This window comes from Pseudochelatococcus sp. B33, assembly GCF_053570585.1.
The window spans coordinates 98,575-115,022 of the sequence record NZ_JBSEFH010000018.1; the positions used below are offsets into that span (position 1 = coordinate 98,575).

Annotated in this window: 10 protein-coding genes; 3 read left to right on the top strand and 7 right to left on the bottom strand. The window is 66.5% G+C overall.

The window, feature by feature from the left end; all coding sequences use genetic code 11:
* Nucleotides 1-37: 37 nt before the first annotated feature.
* Nucleotides 38-193 carry a DUF1127 domain-containing protein gene (locus ACUSIJ_RS19705; RefSeq protein WP_449310116.1) on the bottom strand — a complete coding sequence of 52 codons (156 nt, stop codon included), beginning with the start codon at nucleotides 191-193 and terminating at the stop codon, nucleotides 38-40.
* A gap of 197 nt (nucleotides 194-390) precedes the next feature.
* Nucleotides 391-3,336: an excinuclease ABC subunit UvrA gene (uvrA, locus tag ACUSIJ_RS19710; RefSeq protein WP_449310117.1), complete on the bottom strand. Its 2,946-nt coding sequence runs from the start codon at nucleotides 3,334-3,336 to the stop codon at nucleotides 391-393.
* Nucleotides 3,337-3,639: 303 nt separating this feature from the next.
* On the opposite strand from uvrA, the gene ssb reads away from it, so the two are divergent.
* Nucleotides 3,640-4,146: a single-stranded DNA-binding protein gene (ssb, locus tag ACUSIJ_RS19715; protein ID WP_449310118.1), complete on the top strand. Its 507-nt coding sequence runs from the start codon at nucleotides 3,640-3,642 to the stop codon at nucleotides 4,144-4,146.
* Between the two features lie 109 nt (nucleotides 4,147-4,255).
* Nucleotides 4,256-5,098 (top strand): nucleoside triphosphate pyrophosphohydrolase, encoded by an 843-nt coding sequence (gene mazG / locus ACUSIJ_RS19720; protein WP_449310119.1) that lies wholly within the window; start codon nucleotides 4,256-4,258, stop codon nucleotides 5,096-5,098.
* Here the strand turns inward: mazG and hflX are convergent.
* The 5 genes from hflX to ACUSIJ_RS19745 all read right to left on the bottom strand — a co-directional run bounded on the left by hflX (nucleotide 5,088) and on the right by ACUSIJ_RS19745 (nucleotide 12,263).
* Entirely contained in the window at nucleotides 5,088-6,452 is a 1,365-nt protein-coding gene (hflX, locus tag ACUSIJ_RS19725; protein ID WP_449310120.1) for a GTPase HflX, read from the bottom strand. The two genes, mazG and hflX, sit on opposite strands and share 11 nt — an antisense overlap.
* A 45-nt stretch (nucleotides 6,453-6,497) precedes the next feature.
* Nucleotides 6,498-6,749: an RNA chaperone Hfq gene (gene hfq, locus ACUSIJ_RS19730; protein ID WP_449310121.1), complete on the bottom strand. Its 252-nt coding sequence runs from the start codon at nucleotides 6,747-6,749 to the stop codon at nucleotides 6,498-6,500.
* 209 nt (nucleotides 6,750-6,958) lie between these two features.
* Nucleotides 6,959-8,087, bottom strand: a protein-coding gene (gene prfB, locus ACUSIJ_RS19735) for a peptide chain release factor 2 (protein WP_449310122.1) whose coding sequence is annotated in 2 segments (ribosomal slippage) — nucleotides 6,959-8,017 and nucleotides 8,019-8,087 — 1,128 coding nt in all. Because the reading frame shifts where the segments join, the coding sequence is not laid out codon by codon here.
* Between the two features lie 109 nt (nucleotides 8,088-8,196).
* A complete protein-coding gene (locus ACUSIJ_RS19740) occupies nucleotides 8,197-10,629 on the bottom strand; it encodes a penicillin-binding protein 1A (RefSeq protein WP_449310123.1) in 2,433 nt (810 codons plus the stop codon).
* A gap of 368 nt (nucleotides 10,630-10,997) precedes the next feature.
* Complete coding sequence (locus ACUSIJ_RS19745; protein WP_449310124.1) at nucleotides 10,998-12,263, bottom strand: N-acetylmuramoyl-L-alanine amidase; 1,266 nt, start codon at nucleotides 12,261-12,263, stop codon at nucleotides 10,998-11,000.
* A gap of 1,302 nt (nucleotides 12,264-13,565) precedes the next feature.
* Between ACUSIJ_RS19745 and ACUSIJ_RS19750 the strand changes: the two genes are divergently transcribed.
* Nucleotides 13,566-16,334, top strand: a complete 2,769-nt coding sequence (locus ACUSIJ_RS19750) for an Rne/Rng family ribonuclease (RefSeq protein WP_449310125.1) — start codon at nucleotides 13,566-13,568, stop codon at nucleotides 16,332-16,334.
* Nucleotides 16,335-16,448 lie beyond the last annotated feature (114 nt).

Genomic DNA, 16,448 nt, shown 5'->3' on the forward strand with positions numbered 1-16,448 from the left:
CATTGCCGGCCGGTTGTCGCGTTGGCACGCGAAAACCTCAGGCATTGGAATACTTCTTCGCCACATAGGGAATCTGCCAGCGCGACAGGCCGACATCGCTCAGCTCGCGATCGGACAGCTGCGACAGCTCCCGCACGGTTTCGCGATAGCGCAGCCACGCGCGGATCTTGGACAGAACATAAGAAACGATCATCACACTCTCCTGAAGCCGAGAGGAGCATTTACCCTCTCATACTGCGATGCAATATATATCATCAGCCGCTGCCTAGGGAGAGAGCTATTCGAAGATCAGTTACGCAACAAATGCATGGTTAAGAGGCTATTGTCGCCTCATTTGGGCAAATTGTGGCGAAAATCCCCTTAGTTTCATCTGTAAGCATTGCACCTGCGTCATTCCGCCGCCTGTGTGCGCTTGCGAAGAGGGCGGCGCTCCAGCACCTCGCGCAGAAAGCGCCCGGTGTGGCTCGCCGCATTGCGGGCGATGGCCTCGGGCGTGCCCTGCGCCACGATCCGCCCGCCGCCGTCACCGCCTTCCGGGCCCATGTCGAGCACCCAGTCGGCCGTCTTGATGACTTCGAGATTGTGCTCGATGACGATCACGGTATTCCCTTGCTCCACCAATTCGTGCAGCACTTCCAGCAACTTGGCGACATCGTGGAAGTGCAGGCCGGTGGTCGGCTCGTCGAGGATGTAAAGCGTGCGGCCGGTGGCGCGTTTCGACAGCTCCTTCGACAGCTTCACGCGCTGCGCCTCACCGCCGGACAGCGTCGTGGCCGGCTGGCCGATCTTCACATAGCCGAGCCCGACCCGGGAGAGCGTCTGCAGCCGGTCGCGGATGGCCGGCACCGCCTTGAACAGCTCGAGGCCCTCGTCCACGGTCATGTCGAGCACGTCGGAGATCGAGCGGTTACGGTATTTCACCTCCAGCGTCTCGCGCTCGTACCGCTTGCCCTTGCAGACGTCGCAGGTGACGTAGACATCGGGCAAAAAGTGCATCTCGATCTTGATGACGCCGTCCCCCTGGCATGCCTCGCAGCGCCCGCCCTTAACGTTGAAGGAGAAACGCCCCGGCCCGTAGCCGCGCGCCTTCGCCTCCGGCAGGCCGGCGAACCACTCCCGGATGGGCGTGAACGCGCCGGTGTAGGTCGCGGGGTTCGAACGCGGCGTACGGCCGATCGGCGACTGGTCGATGTCGATGACCTTGTCGAGGTGTTCGAGGCCGTCGAGCTTGTCGAACGGGGCAGGGTGCGTCACCGACCCGTTGAGCCGGCGCGCCACCGCCTGATACAGCGTGTCGATGACGAGGGTCGACTTGCCGCCGCCCGAGACGCCGGTGACGCAGGTGAAGGTGCCGAGCGGGAAGGCCGCCGTCACATCCTTCAGATTGTTGCCGCACGCGCCCGACAGCGTCAGCATGCGGCTCTTCTGGGGCTTGCGGCGTTTTTCGGGCAGGGGCACCGACAGCTCGCCCGTGAGGTATTTCGCCGTGAGCGAGGCCGGGTTCTTCAGCAGTTCCGCCGGCGTTCCCTGGGCGACGATGGTGCCGCCGTGCACGCCCGCGCCCGGCCCCACATCGACCACGTAGTCGGCCTGCAGGATGGCGTCCTCGTCATGCTCGACGACGATGACGGTATTGCCGAGATCGCGCAGGCGCTTCAATGTTTGCAGCAGCCGCTCGTTGTCGCGCTGGTGCAGGCCGATGGAGGGCTCGTCGAGGACGTAGAGCACGCCGGTGAGGCCCGATCCGATCTGCGACGCCAGCCGGATGCGCTGGCTCTCCCCGCCCGACAGCGTGCCCGACGCGCGCGCCAGCGTCAGGTATTCGAGCCCGACATCGAGCAGGAAGGTCAGCCGCTCGCGGATTTCCTTGAGAATGCGCACGGCGATGGCGTTCTGCTGCTCCGTCAGCTTTTCCGGCACGGCCTCGAACCACCGGCGCGCCTCGGCGACTGACAGCACGCCGATCTCGCCGATGTGCCGCCCGTCGATCTTCACGGCGAGCGCCTCGGGCTTGAGGCGGAAGCCACCGCACGCCGCGCAGGGCGTCTCCGACATGAAGCGGCCGATGTCCTCGCGCGCCCACTCGCTGTCGGTTTCCTTGAAGCGCCGTTCGAGGTTCGGAATGACGCCCTCGAAAGGCTTGTTGACCTCATAGCTGCGGCTGCCGTCGCTGTAGAGAATGCGCACCTTCTCCTGGCCCGTGCCGTAAAGGATGGCGTTACGCAGCTTTTCCGACAGGTCGGTCCACGGCGTCGATGTGTCCTCGCCGAAATGGGCGGAGAGCGCGTCGAGCGTCTGGGCGTAGTAGGGCGAGGTGGATTTCGCCCACGGCGCCACCGCGCCCGCGCGCAGGCCGCGGGTGGTGTCGGGCACGACGAGATCGGCCGAGACGTGCATTTCCCGCCCCAACCCGTCGCAGACGGGGCAGGCGCCGTAAGGGTTGTTGAACGAGAACAGTCGCGGCTCGATCTCGGGGATCGTGAAGCCCGACACCGGGCAGGCGAACTTGGACGACAGGATGACGCGCCGCGCCGCGCCCTTGTCGTCCTTCTCGTCGGCGAATTCGATGACGGCGATACCGTCGGCGAGATCGAGCGCCGTCTCGAGCGATTCGGACAGCCGCGAGGCGATATCGGCACGCACCACGAGCCGGTCGACCACGACATCGATATCGTGCTTGAACTTCTTGTCGAGCGCCGGCGCGTCGGCGATCTCGTAGAACTCGCCGTCGATCTTGACGCGCTGGAAGCCCGCCTTGAGGTATTCGGCCAGTTCCTTGCGGTACTCGCCCTTGCGGCCGCGCACCACCGGCGCGAGCAGGTAGAGGCGCGTCTTCTCGGGCAGCGCCAGCACGCGGTCGACCATCTGGCTCACCGTCTGGCTCTCGATGGGCAGGCCCGTGGCGGGCGAATAGGGCACGCCGACCCGCGCCCACAGCAGGCGCATGTAGTCGTAGATCTCGGTAACGGTGCCGACCGTCGAGCGCGGGTTGCGCGAGGTCGTCTTCTGCTCGATGGAGATGGCGGGCGAGAGCCCGTCGATCTGGTCGACGTCGGGCTTCTGCATCATCTCCAGAAACTGACGCGCGTAGGCCGACAGCGATTCGACGTAGCGGCGCTGGCCCTCGGCGTAGATCGTGTCGAAAGCCAGCGACGACTTGCCCGACCCCGACAGCCCGGTGAACACGACGAGGCTGTCGCGCGGGATCGTCAGATCGACGTTCTTCAGATTGTGCTCGCGCGCACCGCGTATGCTGATGACATGACGCGAGACCGCTTGCCGGGAAGCGCCGGGCACGGGAGTCGATCCTTCGAAAAGGTCGTCAAGAGAGGCCATCGTTCAAGCTCGTCAATTGATCGAATGGAATAATCCGGCTGCAATGATCCGTCGGCAAGGGCGATTGGCGATGGTCTATCCACCGGCATGCGCATAGATGAGAGATTGACCATCGCTCGGTCTTGCCAGCAGTGTTGCATTGCGCTAAGAACATTTCAAGAACAATCTTCACCGCCATTCGCCGGCCGGGCGGTCATTTCCGGGGCATAAGGGCTCGTCGCGTTCAAGTTGGCGGTGGCTGGCGTTCAGGTTTCCGGTATTGTCCGGCGTAAGGGACGATACATGCATCAGGAGGGTATCCGTATGGCGGGCAGTGTGAACAAGGTCATTCTCGTGGGCAATCTGGGCCGCGATCCGGAAATCAGACGCCTGAACTCCGGCGAGCCCGTGGCCTCGCTGAGGATCGCGACTTCCGAAAGCTGGCGCGACAAGGCCTCGGGCGAGCGCCGCGAACGCACGGAATGGCACAACGTCGTGATTTTCAACGAGAACCTGGTCCGTATCGCCGAACAGTACCTGCGCAAGGGGTCGAAGGTCTATGTGGAGGGCCAGTTGCAGACCCGCAAGTACCAGGACAAGGACGGGCAGGAGCGCTACACGACGGAGGTGGTGCTGCAGCGATTCCGTGGCGAATTGACCATCCTCGACAGCCGCGGCGGAGAGGATGGCGGCTCGGGCGGCGGTTACGGCAGCGGCAGCTTCGGCGGCGCGGAGCCGTCACGCCCCAGCGTCAGCGACAGGTCGTCCGGTGGACAGAGCGGCACTCCGTCGAGCTTCTCCAACGATCTCGACGACGATATCCCGTTCTGATCGCAGATCGCGCCCGGATCGGCCGCGACGCGGGCGCCCCAAGGCGGCGCCTTGGGAACGCCCCAGCGATTCGGCTAAGCAGGATTATGGAACCCGATCGAGGTCTATCATGACGCCATCACGCGATATCGGCCGGCTGCTCGACATCATGGCGGCGCTGCGCACGCCGGACACCGGCTGTCCGTGGGATATCGAGCAGGATTTTTCCTCGATCGCGCCCTACACGATCGAGGAAGCCTATGAGGTGGCCGACGCCATCGAGCGCGGCGATCTCGACGACCTGCAGGATGAATTGGGCGATCTCCTGCTGCAGGTCGTGTTCCATTCCCGCATGGCCGAGGAGCAAGGCGCCTTCGCGTTCGGCGACGTGGTCCAGGCCATCACGGAAAAGCTCATCCGCCGCCATCCGCACGTGTTCGGCGACGCGCGCGACCTGTCGCCGGACGAGGTCAAGGCCGTGTGGGCCAGTATCAAGGCCGAGGAACGGCGGCTGAAGGCTGCGCGGCGGCCGTTGCCCAGCCTTGCGTCCGCACCGGAAAGCGTGCTCGACGGCGTACCGCGCAACATGCCGGCGCTGGCCCGGGCGGAGAAATTGCAGAGCAAGGCCGCGCGTGTCGGCTTCGACTGGGCGGACACGACGGACGTCATCGCCAAGATCCGCGAGGAGCTGGACGAGGTCGAGCAAGCGTTGGCGGCCGGTGAGAAAGCAGCCGTGCGCGAGGAGATCGGCGATCTCATCTTCGCCGTCGCCAACCTCGCCCGGCATCTGGGCGTCGACCCCGAAACCGCGACGCACGCCACCAATGCCAAATTCACGCAACGTTTCAAATATATCGAACAGAACATTGAAAAGACGGGAAAAGCGCTTGCCGACTCCACGCTCGACGAGATGGAGGCGCTGTGGCAGGAGGCCAAGCGCCAGTCTGTAGAGGCGGCGAGCGCTAGCGGATGAGCCGCGCGCCGGGGCAGCGGTTGATGAGGCGCGGTTCCTTCTCCGGCGCCACGCGCACCACCACGGCGAGGCGTCCGTCCGCGTCGGCGCGCCGTTCCAGCACCTCGGTTTCCTCGTGCAGCCAGCCGAGCAAGGCGCCCTCGGAGGGCTCCAGATTGACGAGATAGATGCGCCTGCCCTCGGCGATGCGGCTTTCGATGGCGGCAAGCAGCCGATCGACCCCCTCGCCCGTCGCCGCCGATATCAGCACCGGCCGCCTGTCGCCGGCGCGCGAGGCGGCGACAGTGAGCAGGCGCTCGTGGGCGGCCTCATCAAGCAGGTCGGCCTTGTTCCAGACCTCGATGATATGCGGCGAATCGGGATTGATGCCGAGTTCGCGCAGGATCTCGTTGACGTCCGAGGCCTGCGCCTGCGTGTCGATATGCGAGACGTCGCGCACGTGCAGCAGCACGTCGGCCTCGATCACGTCCTCAAGCGTGGCGCGGAAGGCGGCAACGAGCGTCGTCGGCAGGTCGGAGATGAAGCCGACGGTGTCGGAGAGGATGGCCTTGCCGCCATGGGGCAGCTTCACGGCGCGCGCGGTCGGGTCGAGGGTGGCGAACAGCATGTCCTCGGCCACCACCTCGGCCGCCGACAGGCGGTTGAACAGCGTCGACTTGCCCGCGTTCGTGTAGCCTACCAGCGCCACCACCGGGTAAGGCACGCGCCGGCGGCTCTCCCGGTGCAGCGAGCGGGTGCGCTTGACGCCCTCCAGCTCGCGCTCGATGCGCGTCATGCGCTCCTGAATCACGCGCCGGTCGGCCTCGATCTGCGTTTCGCCGGGACCGCCGAGAAAGCCGAAGCCGCCGCGCTGGCGCTCAAGGTGCGTCCACGAGCGCACCAGCCGGCTCTTCTGATACGCGAGATGCGCGAGCTCCACCTGCAACGTGCCCTCGCGGGTGTGGGCGCGGTTGCCGAAAATCTCCAGAATGAGGCCGGTGCGGTCGATGACCTTCACCTTCCAGGCCCGCTCCAGATTGCGCTGCTGCACCGGCGACAGCGCGCAGTCCATCACCACGAGGCCAATATCCTCCTGCCCGACCGCCTCGGCGATCTCCTCGACGCGGCCCTTGCCGATGAACGTCGCCGGACGCACGGCATCGAGATTGATCACGATCGGCCGTGCAACATCGAGGTCGATCGCCCGCGCCAGACCAACGGCTTCGTCGATGCGCGCATCGATATCGCGCACCGCCGCGCCGTCGGCAGCGCCGGGAGGCGCCGCCGATCGATCGGGCCGACGGGCGAGATAGGGACCTATGACGAAGGCACGCGTTCCGCCCGCGGTGGGCGCCTGCAATTCAGTCAGCGACATCGATAGCCGGGTTGCGGACGATGCGACGACATGCCGGCCGTCCGGCTACTTGTCGCCAAGTTCGTCCGCCTGTTCGAACAATTGCACCGGCTGGCCGGGCATGATGGTGGATATGGCATGCTTGTAGACAAGCTGCGAGTGGCCGTCCCTGCGCAGCAGGACGCAGAAATTGTCGAACCACGTCACGACACCCTGCAACTTCACGCCGTTGATGAGAAAGATCGTCAGTGGAACCTTGTTCTTTCGCACATGGTTGAGAAAGGTGTCCTGAAGGTTTTGCGTGCGTTCGCCCGCCATTTTCTTGAGCCTCGTGAGCCAATCGCCGCCCTTGGATGGTGCCTTGGGCAAGGCGATACTGTTGTTGTTATTGCCCGCCGCTCCAAGTCACTCCGGGAGCGCGAAATACGGGCCTGTCTCTCCAATGTTGCATCACAACATGAAAATCGCAAGGGACTGCATCATAATCAATTGGTGAAACAGTCCCCTGCCCCGCCGCAAGGCGCGAATCAGTCGATATCCTCGACATCGACATCGCCGCCGTAGACGCGCTGCGCCAGCGCCGCCTCCAGAAACGGGTCGATATCGCCGTCGAGCACGTCGGAGGGCGTGCCGGAGGTCACGCCCGTGCGCAGATCCTTGACGAGCTGATAGGGCTGCAGCACGTAGGAGCGCAGCTGATGACCCCAGCCGATGTCCGTCTTGCTGGCAGCCTCTGCGCTGGCCTTTTCCTCGCGCTTCTGCAGCTCCAGCTCGTAGAGGCGCGCGCGCAGCATGTTCCACGCCGTGGCGCGGTTCTTGTGCTGCGAGCGCTCGGACTGGCAGGAGACGACGATATTGGTCGGAATGTGCGTGATGCGCACCGCCGAATCAGTCTTGTTGATGTGCTGGCCGCCCGCGCCCGAGGCGCGGAACGTATCCACGCGGCAGTCCGACTCCTTGATGTCGATCTGAATCCGGTCGTCCACCACCGGATACACCCAGATCGACGCGAAGCTCGTATGCCGGCGGGCGTTGGAATCGAACGGCGAGATCCGCACCAGACGGTGCACGCCCGATTCGGTCTTCAGCCAGCCATAGGCGTTGTGACCCTTGATCTGCAACGTGGCGGACTTGATGCCCGCCTCCTCACCATCGGTCAGTTCCAGCATCTCGACCTTGAAGCCGCGCCGCTCCGCCCAGCGCGTGTACATGCGCATGAGCATCAGCGCCCAGTCCTGGCTTTCCGTGCCGCCGGCGCCGGAATGCACCTCGAGGAAGGTATCGTTGGCATCCGCCTCGCCCGAGAGCAGCGTCTCGACCTGGCGGCGCGCCGCCTCGGCCGCGAGCGCGCGGATGGACTCCTCGCCCTCGGTGACGATCTCCTGATCGCCCTCCGCCTCGCCGAGCTCGATGAGGTCGATGGCGTCGGCGACGTCGCGCTCGATCCGCAGGATGCCGGCGACGGCCTCGTCGAGTTCGGTGCGCTCGCGCATGATCTTCTGCGCCGCCTCGGCGTCGTTCCACAGATCCGGCGTCTCGGCCAGCGCGTTCAGCTCCGCCAGGCGTTTTTGTGCGACATCCCAGTCAAAGATGCCTCCTCAGCAGTCCCACGGACTGCTTGACGTTCTCGACCAGCGTTTCGATTTCTGCGCGCATGAGTTTCCGTTGCTACCCGTCAAAAGATTCCGCCCGGGGCATGCAGGATGCCCCGCAGGCCCCAGTGAAGGCCCCATGTAAGGCCCGTTGTATAGGACGGTGAACGATGTCAGTAAAGCCCGCCCGCCGCAAAGCCGCCCGCGGCGGGAGCCGCCCGTGGCGGCGCGGAGGGCGCCTCGGACCCGCGCGACTGCGCAACGTTGCCCGATCCGCCCGAATCGGGGGGAGCCGTGCCGGGCTTGAAGGCCTCCAGAATCACGCTGTTGCCGCTGCCCGACGTGCGCTTGCCGGAGCCCGCGTCCACCTTGACGAGCTTGATCCCGGCCGGCACGCGGAACGGCGTCGCGGGCTTGTCCGCCAGGGCGATCTTCATGAAATCGCGGAACATCGGCGCCGCATAGGCCGCCGCCTGCGCCTTGGCGCCCAGCGAGCGCGGCCTGTCGTAGCCCATGTAGACGCCCACGGCGAGGTCGGGGGAGAAGCCGACGAACCACACGTCCTTGGCGTCGTTCGTCGTGCCCGTCTTGCCGGCGAGCGGCTTGCCGACCTCGGAGACGATGCGCCCGGTGCCGCGTTCGACAACGCCCTCCAGCATCGACACGATCTGGTAGGCGGACAGCGGATCGAGCACCTGCTCGCTGTTGTCGACGAGCGTCGGCTCCTGCTGCCCGGTCCAGGCCTGGGCCGCGCAGGTATCGCAGACGCGCTGGTCGTGGCGGAACAGCGTCTTGCCCCAGCGGTCCTGGATGCGGTCGATGAGCGTCGGGCGGATGTGACGGCCGCCGTTGACGAACATGGCGTAGGCGGTGGTCAGACGCAGCACCGTGGTCTCGCCCGCGCCAAGCGACATGGACAGCATGGCGGGCATGTCGTCCATGATGCCAAAACGCTTGGTGTACTCGATGATCAGCGGCATGCCGACGTCGCGCGCGAGCCGCACGGTCATGAGATTCTTGGACCGCTCCAGCCCGTAGCGCAACGTCCTCGGCCCGGCGAAACGCCGCTCGAAGTTCTCGGGCCGCCACACGCCGATGCCGGGACCCTGGTCGATCTCGATCGGCCCGTCGACGACGATGCTCGACGGCGTATAGCCGTTGTCGATCGCCGCCGCATAGACGAAGGGCTTGAACGCCGATCCCGGCTGGCGCAGCGCCTGAATGGCGCGGTTGAACTCGCTCTGGTCGAACGAGAAGCCGCCGACCATGGCGAACACGCGGCCCGTCGCCGGATCCATGGCGACAATGGCGCCCGACACCTCCGGCAATTGCCGCAGCCGGTAGGTGTCCCGGCTGCCGGCCTGCTGCGGCTCGACATAGATCAGATCGCCCACGGACAGCACCTGCGCCAGCGCGCGACGCGTCCAGCGCACACCCTCCGCCGTGATGAGGCCGGTGCGCCGTTCGGGATCGACGCGCCCGCCCGGATCGACGCCGGGCTGCAGGCCGATGCGCGCGCCTGTCCTGTCGACGGACAGGACCACGGCGAGTTCCCACGGCTTGATGTCGCCGAGCATCGGCTTTTTCGCCAGCACCTCGCCCCAGTCGCCGTCAAGGTCGATCCTCTCGTCAGCGCCGCGCCAGCCGCGCGCCTCGTCATAGCGGACGAGCCCGTCGGTCAGCACCTTGCGGGCCGTGGCCTGCAGCTTGGGGTCGAGCGTCGTCCGCACGGAGAGGCCGCCCTCGTAGAGCTCCTTCTGGCCGTAGCGTTCAGCGATCTGCCGGCGCACCTCATCGGCGAAGTAGCCGGCGACGTAGGTGTTGGGCGAGAGCGTCCGCGGCGTCGCCCTGAGCGGCGTTTCCTTGGCGGCGGCGGCCTCCTCGGCGCTGATGTAGCGATTCTCCACCATGCGGTCGAGCACCCAGTCGCGCCGCTCGATCGCGGCCTGGTTGCGCGTGTAGGGGTTGTAGTTGTTCGGCCCCTTGGGCAGGGCGGCGAGATAGGCCGCCTCGGGCAGGGTGAGCTCGTTGACCGATTTGTTGAAATAGTTCAGCGCCGCCGCGGCGATGCCGTAGTTGCCCATGCCGAGATAGATCTCGTTCAGATAGAGCTCGAGTATCTTGTCCTTGGTGTAGACGCTCTCCATGCGCAGCGCGACCAGGATCTCGCGTATCTTGCGGTCGTAGCTGCGCTCGTTCGTGAGCAGAAAGTTCTTCGCCACCTGCTGGGTGATGGTGGACGCGCCCTGGGGACGGCCGCCGCTGCGCACGTTGGAGACGACGGCGCGTACGATGCCTTCGGGGTCGATACCGTTATGCTTGAAGAAATTCTTGTCCTCAGCCGACAGGAACGCGTCGATGACAAGCTTCGGCGTGGCCGAAATGGGCAGATAGAGCCTGCGCTCGCGCGAATATTCGGCCAGCAGGCTGCCGTCGCCGGCGTGCACGCGCGTCGTCACCGGGGGCTGATAGTTGGCGAGCTGGGAATAGTCGGGCAGGTCCTGGGAGTATTTCCAGATGAACAGGCCCGCCGTCGCCGCGCCGACAACGAACAGCAGCACGAGGGCTGTAAAGGCAAACCCGACGAACCGAAGCAGAAATCTCATATGCGAAGGCCTGTCGCCCTTGTTCAAGACACTCCGGGCTTGGAGCGCCTCACGAAACCTCGCGGGGTCGGCTGGCCGGTGCTTCCGGTCTCCGGCTGCGTCGCCGATCCTGCCCGATGCAACCGGCATCGACTGCGGTCGGTTCCCTGCCGGAAGACCAAAAATCCCTCGGCCACCCTCAGCCCGGAGGTTTCGTCAGGCACTCCTATTGCCCATTCCCCGCCCCCCTTGGTGAGCGCACTTTCATATATACCTCTAGCATGAAGAATCCATTCGCGAAAACACCACTTCGGCTCCAATCGGCGGAAATGTGTCCTGCGTGCATCGCTCCGGCGGCTTTGGCGCGCCATGCTCTCGGATATTTGATGTCATCCCCTGTCGGTATGCTGCTCGGCGATGCGGCGGACGAAGAAGCGATCGAGCGCCTGGATCAGCGCCGAGATCGTCTTGCCCTGCCATTCCTCGGAGGTGAGCAGCGCGACGTCCTGTTCGCTGGAGAGATAGCCGAGTTCGAGCAGGACGGAGGGAATGTCCGGCGCCCTCAACACGCGGAAGCCGGCGGAACGGTGCGGATTGCGTGTGAGACGCACCTGCTTGCGCAGGGCCTCGATGGTGCCGTCGGCGAAGACGCTCGACAGCGTCTTGGTTTCGCGGCGGGTCAGGTCGGCCAGGATGCCGACGACGTCGTCCGTCTCCTCCACCGCCTCGACGCCGGCGATCTGGTCGGCGAGGTTTTCCTTGGCTGCGAGCTGGGCGGATTCAGCGTCGGTGGGCGTGCTCGCGCTGGTGTAGATCGTGGCGCCGCGCACGCTGCTGTTGCGGCGGAGCGAATCCGCGTGGATCGAGATGAAAAGGTCCGCCCCCGCCTCGCGCGCAATGCGCACGCGCCCGCCCAGCGAAATGAAGCTGTCGTCGTTGCGCGTCATCAGCACGCGGTACCGGCCCGTGGCCTCGATCCGCTCGCGAAAGCGCTGGGCGAAGGCATAGACGAGGTCCTTCTCCTGCACGCCGAACCGGATGGCGCCGGGATCGACGCCGCCGTGGCCGGGATCGAGCATGATCAGAGGGCGCTCGTCGCGCTCCTCGGCCGAATCCGCCGCGGCGGCGGATGCGCGCGCCGCCGCGGCGCGGGCGTTTTCCGCCTGCGACAGCGCGGCCGCGGCCTCGACCATCGGCTGCATGGCGGCCCGGCTGTAGGAGGCGCGGTCGGTGCGCGTCAGCTCGATCGTCAGCGTCGCGCCTTGGGCCGCCGTCTCGCTCACGACCTTCGTCGCCAGCGCGGGTTCCTTCAGGTCGATGACGATGCGCGAGCGCCCCTGGGCGAACAGGCCGTAGCGGTATGAGGCGACCAGCGTTCCACCCTTTTGCGTCTGCGCATCCGCCTGGTCGCCGGCCGGCAGGTTGAAGGCCACCTGCGGCAAGTCGACGATCACCCTGTCCGGCCGTTCGAGCAGGAAGGCGCGGGCCTCGACGGGCGCAGACAGGGTCAGCACGAAACGGGCCGTGCCGGGATCTCCGGTGACGTCGATCGCCACCGCCCGCACCACGCCCTCCGCGGCATGACTGTCGGCGGGCGCAAGGCCGGCGGCGAGAGCGATCGCCAGGGCGAGCGCAACCGAGCGGATCGCGCCCATGCCCCGCCCCTCGCCGGGTGATGACCGGCGCCTGCCGTGGAAGGGCGAATCTCCGCCAGCGCGCCGGAGGGCACCGAGACGAACGACGCCCGCGACGCGGAACGGACCCAACAGTTTGATGCCATTCCAGAAATCCATCGGATGCCGACGCCCTGCCTGAGATGCTTTCAACAACATAATAGGGGGATGGTTAACCGTGCTTTACCGGATGCGTGCCGGCACAGAAAGCCCCCTATGGTCTGAAAAGGCCGCATCGTCCCCTGCGGGCGGCGACGTCCGATTGTGCCCTCACTTCGGCACAATCGCCAGTCGGTATGACGCATAATGCTTGCCAAATGGCAATCCCGTTCTGTAATGAAGATGATCCGGTTTCGGCATCGTCATGTATCGTTCGTCCCGTCCGGGCGAATGCTGTGACGGCCAGTCCTTCGTGCCCGCGAGGTGTCCGCACTGTGGTGGGGGCGGGTGCGCGACGGTTTTCGTGGCTGCCAGGAGGGTGTCGCTGCCCGGATCGATGGAGTCTGCGGTTCCGGCAGTCGGTCCACGGGGAGTGAGCGCAAGGGCATGATGTTGCCGGTGCGACACCCCGACGCCACCTGTCGGCAGGCGATCCGCCGGCGAACGCGCTTCGCCATGGGGTCGTGTGCCGTGCGTGCGGTCTGAAGCCGTTGTCCGCCGCTCCATGCAAGCCGTCTTCAAGATGGCAAGCTGTCTTCAGATGCCCTGTTGCGGTGGGCCCAGTCACCGGAACAGGCCCGGGCCCGTGGGGCGGTCAGGGCATCGGCATGTCGCAGCGCTCCGCGTCGTGCGCGCCGCTGGGGCACGATCCCGAAAGGTGGATGACCACTTTTCGGAACAGATCGTGTCCGATCGGGTGGCCGTGTCGCCGGGGCGGGTCGGTCGGATTGTTGTTGCCGGGCAGTGTTCCTGAGGGACACGACCCGTCGTTTCGGAATGTGCATTGATTTATACGCTTGAGATTGCACCGCAGAGCCGCATCCGCCCCCTGGCGGATCGCCAGGCTCATGACCCGGCGCGGCAGCTGCTGCCCGCCGGCACGCGGCATTGTCGGCGTCACGCTTCCGGAACCGCCGAGACCGCGCTGGCGCGGTCGCCGTCCTTCGTTTCATTCCAGCATTCCCCCATCCAACATCCCTTGAGCCGGATATCGTCCGGCATTTTTGCGTTCCGCCGTCGTGCGGTTTGCGGGCCTTGGCCGGTTTCCGGACCGGCCGGTTTTTCCCGCAGCCTGCCCCGCGCAGTTGCCGCAGGGGGGCGCGAACGCCTGTTTGAGAGTTCATCATGGCCAACAAGATGCTTATCGACGCCTCGCACCCGGAGGAAACCCGGGTCGTCGTGGTGCGTGGAAACAAGGTAGAAGAGTTCGATTTCGAGTCCGCCAACCGCAAGCAACTGCGCGGCAACATCTATCTGGCGAAGGTCACCCGGGTGGAGCCCTCGCTCCAGGCGGCCTTCGTGGAGTATGGCGGCAACCGGCACGGCTTCCTCGCCTTCAGCGAGATCCACCCGGACTATTATCAGATACCCGTGGCCGACCGGCAGGCCCTGCTCGAGGAAGAGGCGCGCGCCGAGCGCGATCTGGAGCGGGACGAGGAACGCGGCAGCCGCAAGGGCCGCGTGGCCAAGCGCAACACTTCGGAGCGCAACGGCTCCGGCGCCGACGAGCGGGTGTCCGCGTCCGCCGAGACAGCGGGGGGCGACGACGCCGCCGGGAACGGCGGCGACGAGAACGGCAACGGCGACGAGGACCACGTCGAGCAGGTGGGCGGCGCGAGCGACGCGCTGGAGGAGATCCCCGACCGCCGGCAGCGCCCGCTGCGCCGCCAGTACAAGATCCAGGAAGTGATCAAGCGCCGCCAGGTGCTGCTGATCCAGGTGGTCAAGGAGGAGCGCGGCAACAAGGGCGCGGCGCTCACCACGTATCTGTCGCTCGCCGGGCGCTATTCGGTGCTGATGCCGAACACGGCGCGCGGCGGCGGCATCTCGCGCAAGATCACCAACGTCCCCGACCGCAAGCGCCTCAAGGCGATCGCGCAGGAACTCGAGGTTCCGGACGGCATGGGCGTGATCGTGCGCACCGCAGGCGCCTCGCGCACCAAGGCCGAGATCAAGCGCGACTTCGAATATCTGCTGCGCCTGTGGGAGAGCGTGCGCGAGCTGACGCTCCAGTCGAGCGCCCCCGCCCTCGTGTATGAGGAAGGCTCGCTGATCAAGCGCGCCATCCGCGATCTCTACAACAAGGATATCGACGAGGTTCTGGTCGCCGGCGACGACGGCTATCGCGAGGCCAAGGACTTCATGCGCATGCTCATGCCGAGCCATGCCAAGGTCGTGCAGCCCTACAAGGACGTCCAGCCGCTGTTCGCGCGCCACGGCGTCGAGGCGCAGCTCGACGCGATGTTCTCCAGCCAGGTGACGCTGAAGTCCGGCGGCTACATCGTCATCAACCCGACGGAGGCGCTCGTCTCCATCGACGTCAACTCGGGCCGTTCGACGCGCGAGCACAACATCGAGGACACCGCCTACCGCACCAATCTGGAGGCCGCCGAGGAGGTGGCCCGGCAGTTGCGGCTGCGCGACCTCGCGGGGCTCATCGTCATCGACTTCATCGACATGGAGGACAAGCGCAATGTCCGCACCGTCGAGAAGAAGCTCAAGGATTGCCTGAAGAACGACCGCGCCCGCATTCAGGTGGGGCGGATATCGGCCTTCGGCCTCATGGAAATGTCGCGCCAGCGCATCCGCACCGGCGTGCTGGAAAGCTCCTCCGTGCCCTGCCCGCATTGCGCCGGCACCGGCTTCGTGCGCGCGACGCCGTCCATCGCGCTGCACATCCTGCGTGCCATCGAGGAAGCGCTGATCCGGAACGCCGGCTACGACATCGACGTCAAGACCCGCACCGAGGTGGCGCTCTATGTCCTCAACCAGAAGCGCGTGCACCTGCGCGAGCTTGAAACCCGTTTCGGCGTCACGATTTCGGTGCTTGCCGACGACCTCAATCTCACGGGCATGAACTATTACGTGCTCGAGCGCGGCGAGGCCGCCGCCGGTCTGGCGCGCGCTCCCGCGACCGGGGTGCAGGTCGACGCCGTCGAAGCGGAAGCCGAAACCGGCGGCACGCGGGAGGCCGAGGACGACGCCGGGGAAGCGCGTCAGCGCGACCGTTCGGGCGGCAGGCGCCGCGATGGCGACAGGCCCCCGGTCGTGGCCGCGGCCGCGAGCAGCGCCGATGAAGCCGACGAAGCCGATGCGACCGAAGCGGGCGAGGAAGGCGCGCCCGTCGCCTCCGAGGAGCGGGCCGAGGGCGAAACCGGTTCCCGCCGTCGCCGTCGCCGTCGCCGTCGGGGCGGGCGGCGCAACGCTGAGAACGGCGCCGCGGCACGGCAGGAGACCCTTGCGGACGATTCGGCCGATGGCGAGGACGAGGGCGACGACGCCGACGCCGCGTTCGACGCCGATACCGAGCAGGAATTGCCCGTGGCAGCCGAGGCCGGCCCGCCGGTGGAGAGTGAACCGTCGCCCGCCGAGGTTCCCGTTGCGGACGAGCCGGCTGCCGAGGTCGGCGATGTCGCCGCGCCCGGCGAGACCGTGACGGCGGAAGCCGCCGACGGCGAAACGGCTGAACCCGCCGCGCAGGAGGCGGTCGAGACAGCCGACAAGGCGCGTCCCGCGCGCCGGCGGACGGCGACGCGGCGGCGGTCGAAGGCGGAGGCCGTCCCGGCCGACGACGCCGGGATCGAGGTTCCGCAGACGGGCGGCGATGAGACGCAGGATGCCGGAGCCGGGATCGCGGAGACGCCGGTTCCCCTGCCGGAGAGCGGCGAACCCGCGCTGCCCGTCGACGCAATCGAGACGGCACCACAGGAAAGGATCCCTGAGGAAACGGCCCCTGAGGAGGCAGCCCCTGAGGAGGCAGCCCCTGAGGAGGAGGCCCCTGAGGAGGAGGCCCCTGCCCTCGCCTCCTGGTCATCGGAGCCGGAGACCGTCGTCACGGCCGAGGAGCCGCCGCGCCCGAAGCGGATCGGATGGTGGTCCCGCAAAGACAGGTAATGCCAAGGGCCAGCGAGCTTGCCTCGCTGGCCCTTGATCAAGCCCGCGCGGTGGTTGAGCGAGGCCCGCTCGGGCATCGGTCGAGGAACCGGGGCCGGCCGATTGCGCGCTCGC

What these genes read in the sequence shown, in the direction of transcription:
- ACUSIJ_RS19740 (WP_449310123.1), bottom strand. Translation starts at nt 10,629, where the DNA reads ATGAGATTTCTGCTTCGGTTCGTCGGGTTTGCCTTTACAGCCCTCGTG.
- hfq (WP_449310121.1), bottom strand. Translation starts at nt 6,749, where the DNA reads ATGGCGGGCGAACGCACGCAAAACCTTCAGGACACCTTTCTCAACCAT.
- ACUSIJ_RS19750 (WP_449310125.1), top strand. Translation starts at nt 13,566, where the DNA reads ATGGCCAACAAGATGCTTATCGACGCCTCGCACCCGGAGGAAACCCGG.
- uvrA (WP_449310117.1), bottom strand. Translation starts at nt 3,336, where the DNA reads ATGGCCTCTCTTGACGACCTTTTCGAAGGATCGACTCCCGTGCCCGGC.
- ACUSIJ_RS19705 (WP_449310116.1), bottom strand. Translation starts at nt 193, where the DNA reads ATGATCGTTTCTTATGTTCTGTCCAAGATCCGCGCGTGGCTGCGCTAT.
- ssb (WP_449310118.1), top strand. Translation starts at nt 3,640, where the DNA reads ATGGCGGGCAGTGTGAACAAGGTCATTCTCGTGGGCAATCTGGGCCGC.
- hflX (WP_449310120.1), bottom strand. Translation starts at nt 6,452, where the DNA reads ATGTCGCTGACTGAATTGCAGGCGCCCACCGCGGGCGGAACGCGTGCC.
- ACUSIJ_RS19745 (WP_449310124.1), bottom strand. Translation starts at nt 12,263, where the DNA reads ATGGGCGCGATCCGCTCGGTTGCGCTCGCCCTGGCGATCGCTCTCGCC.
- mazG (WP_449310119.1), top strand. Translation starts at nt 4,256, where the DNA reads ATGACGCCATCACGCGATATCGGCCGGCTGCTCGACATCATGGCGGCG.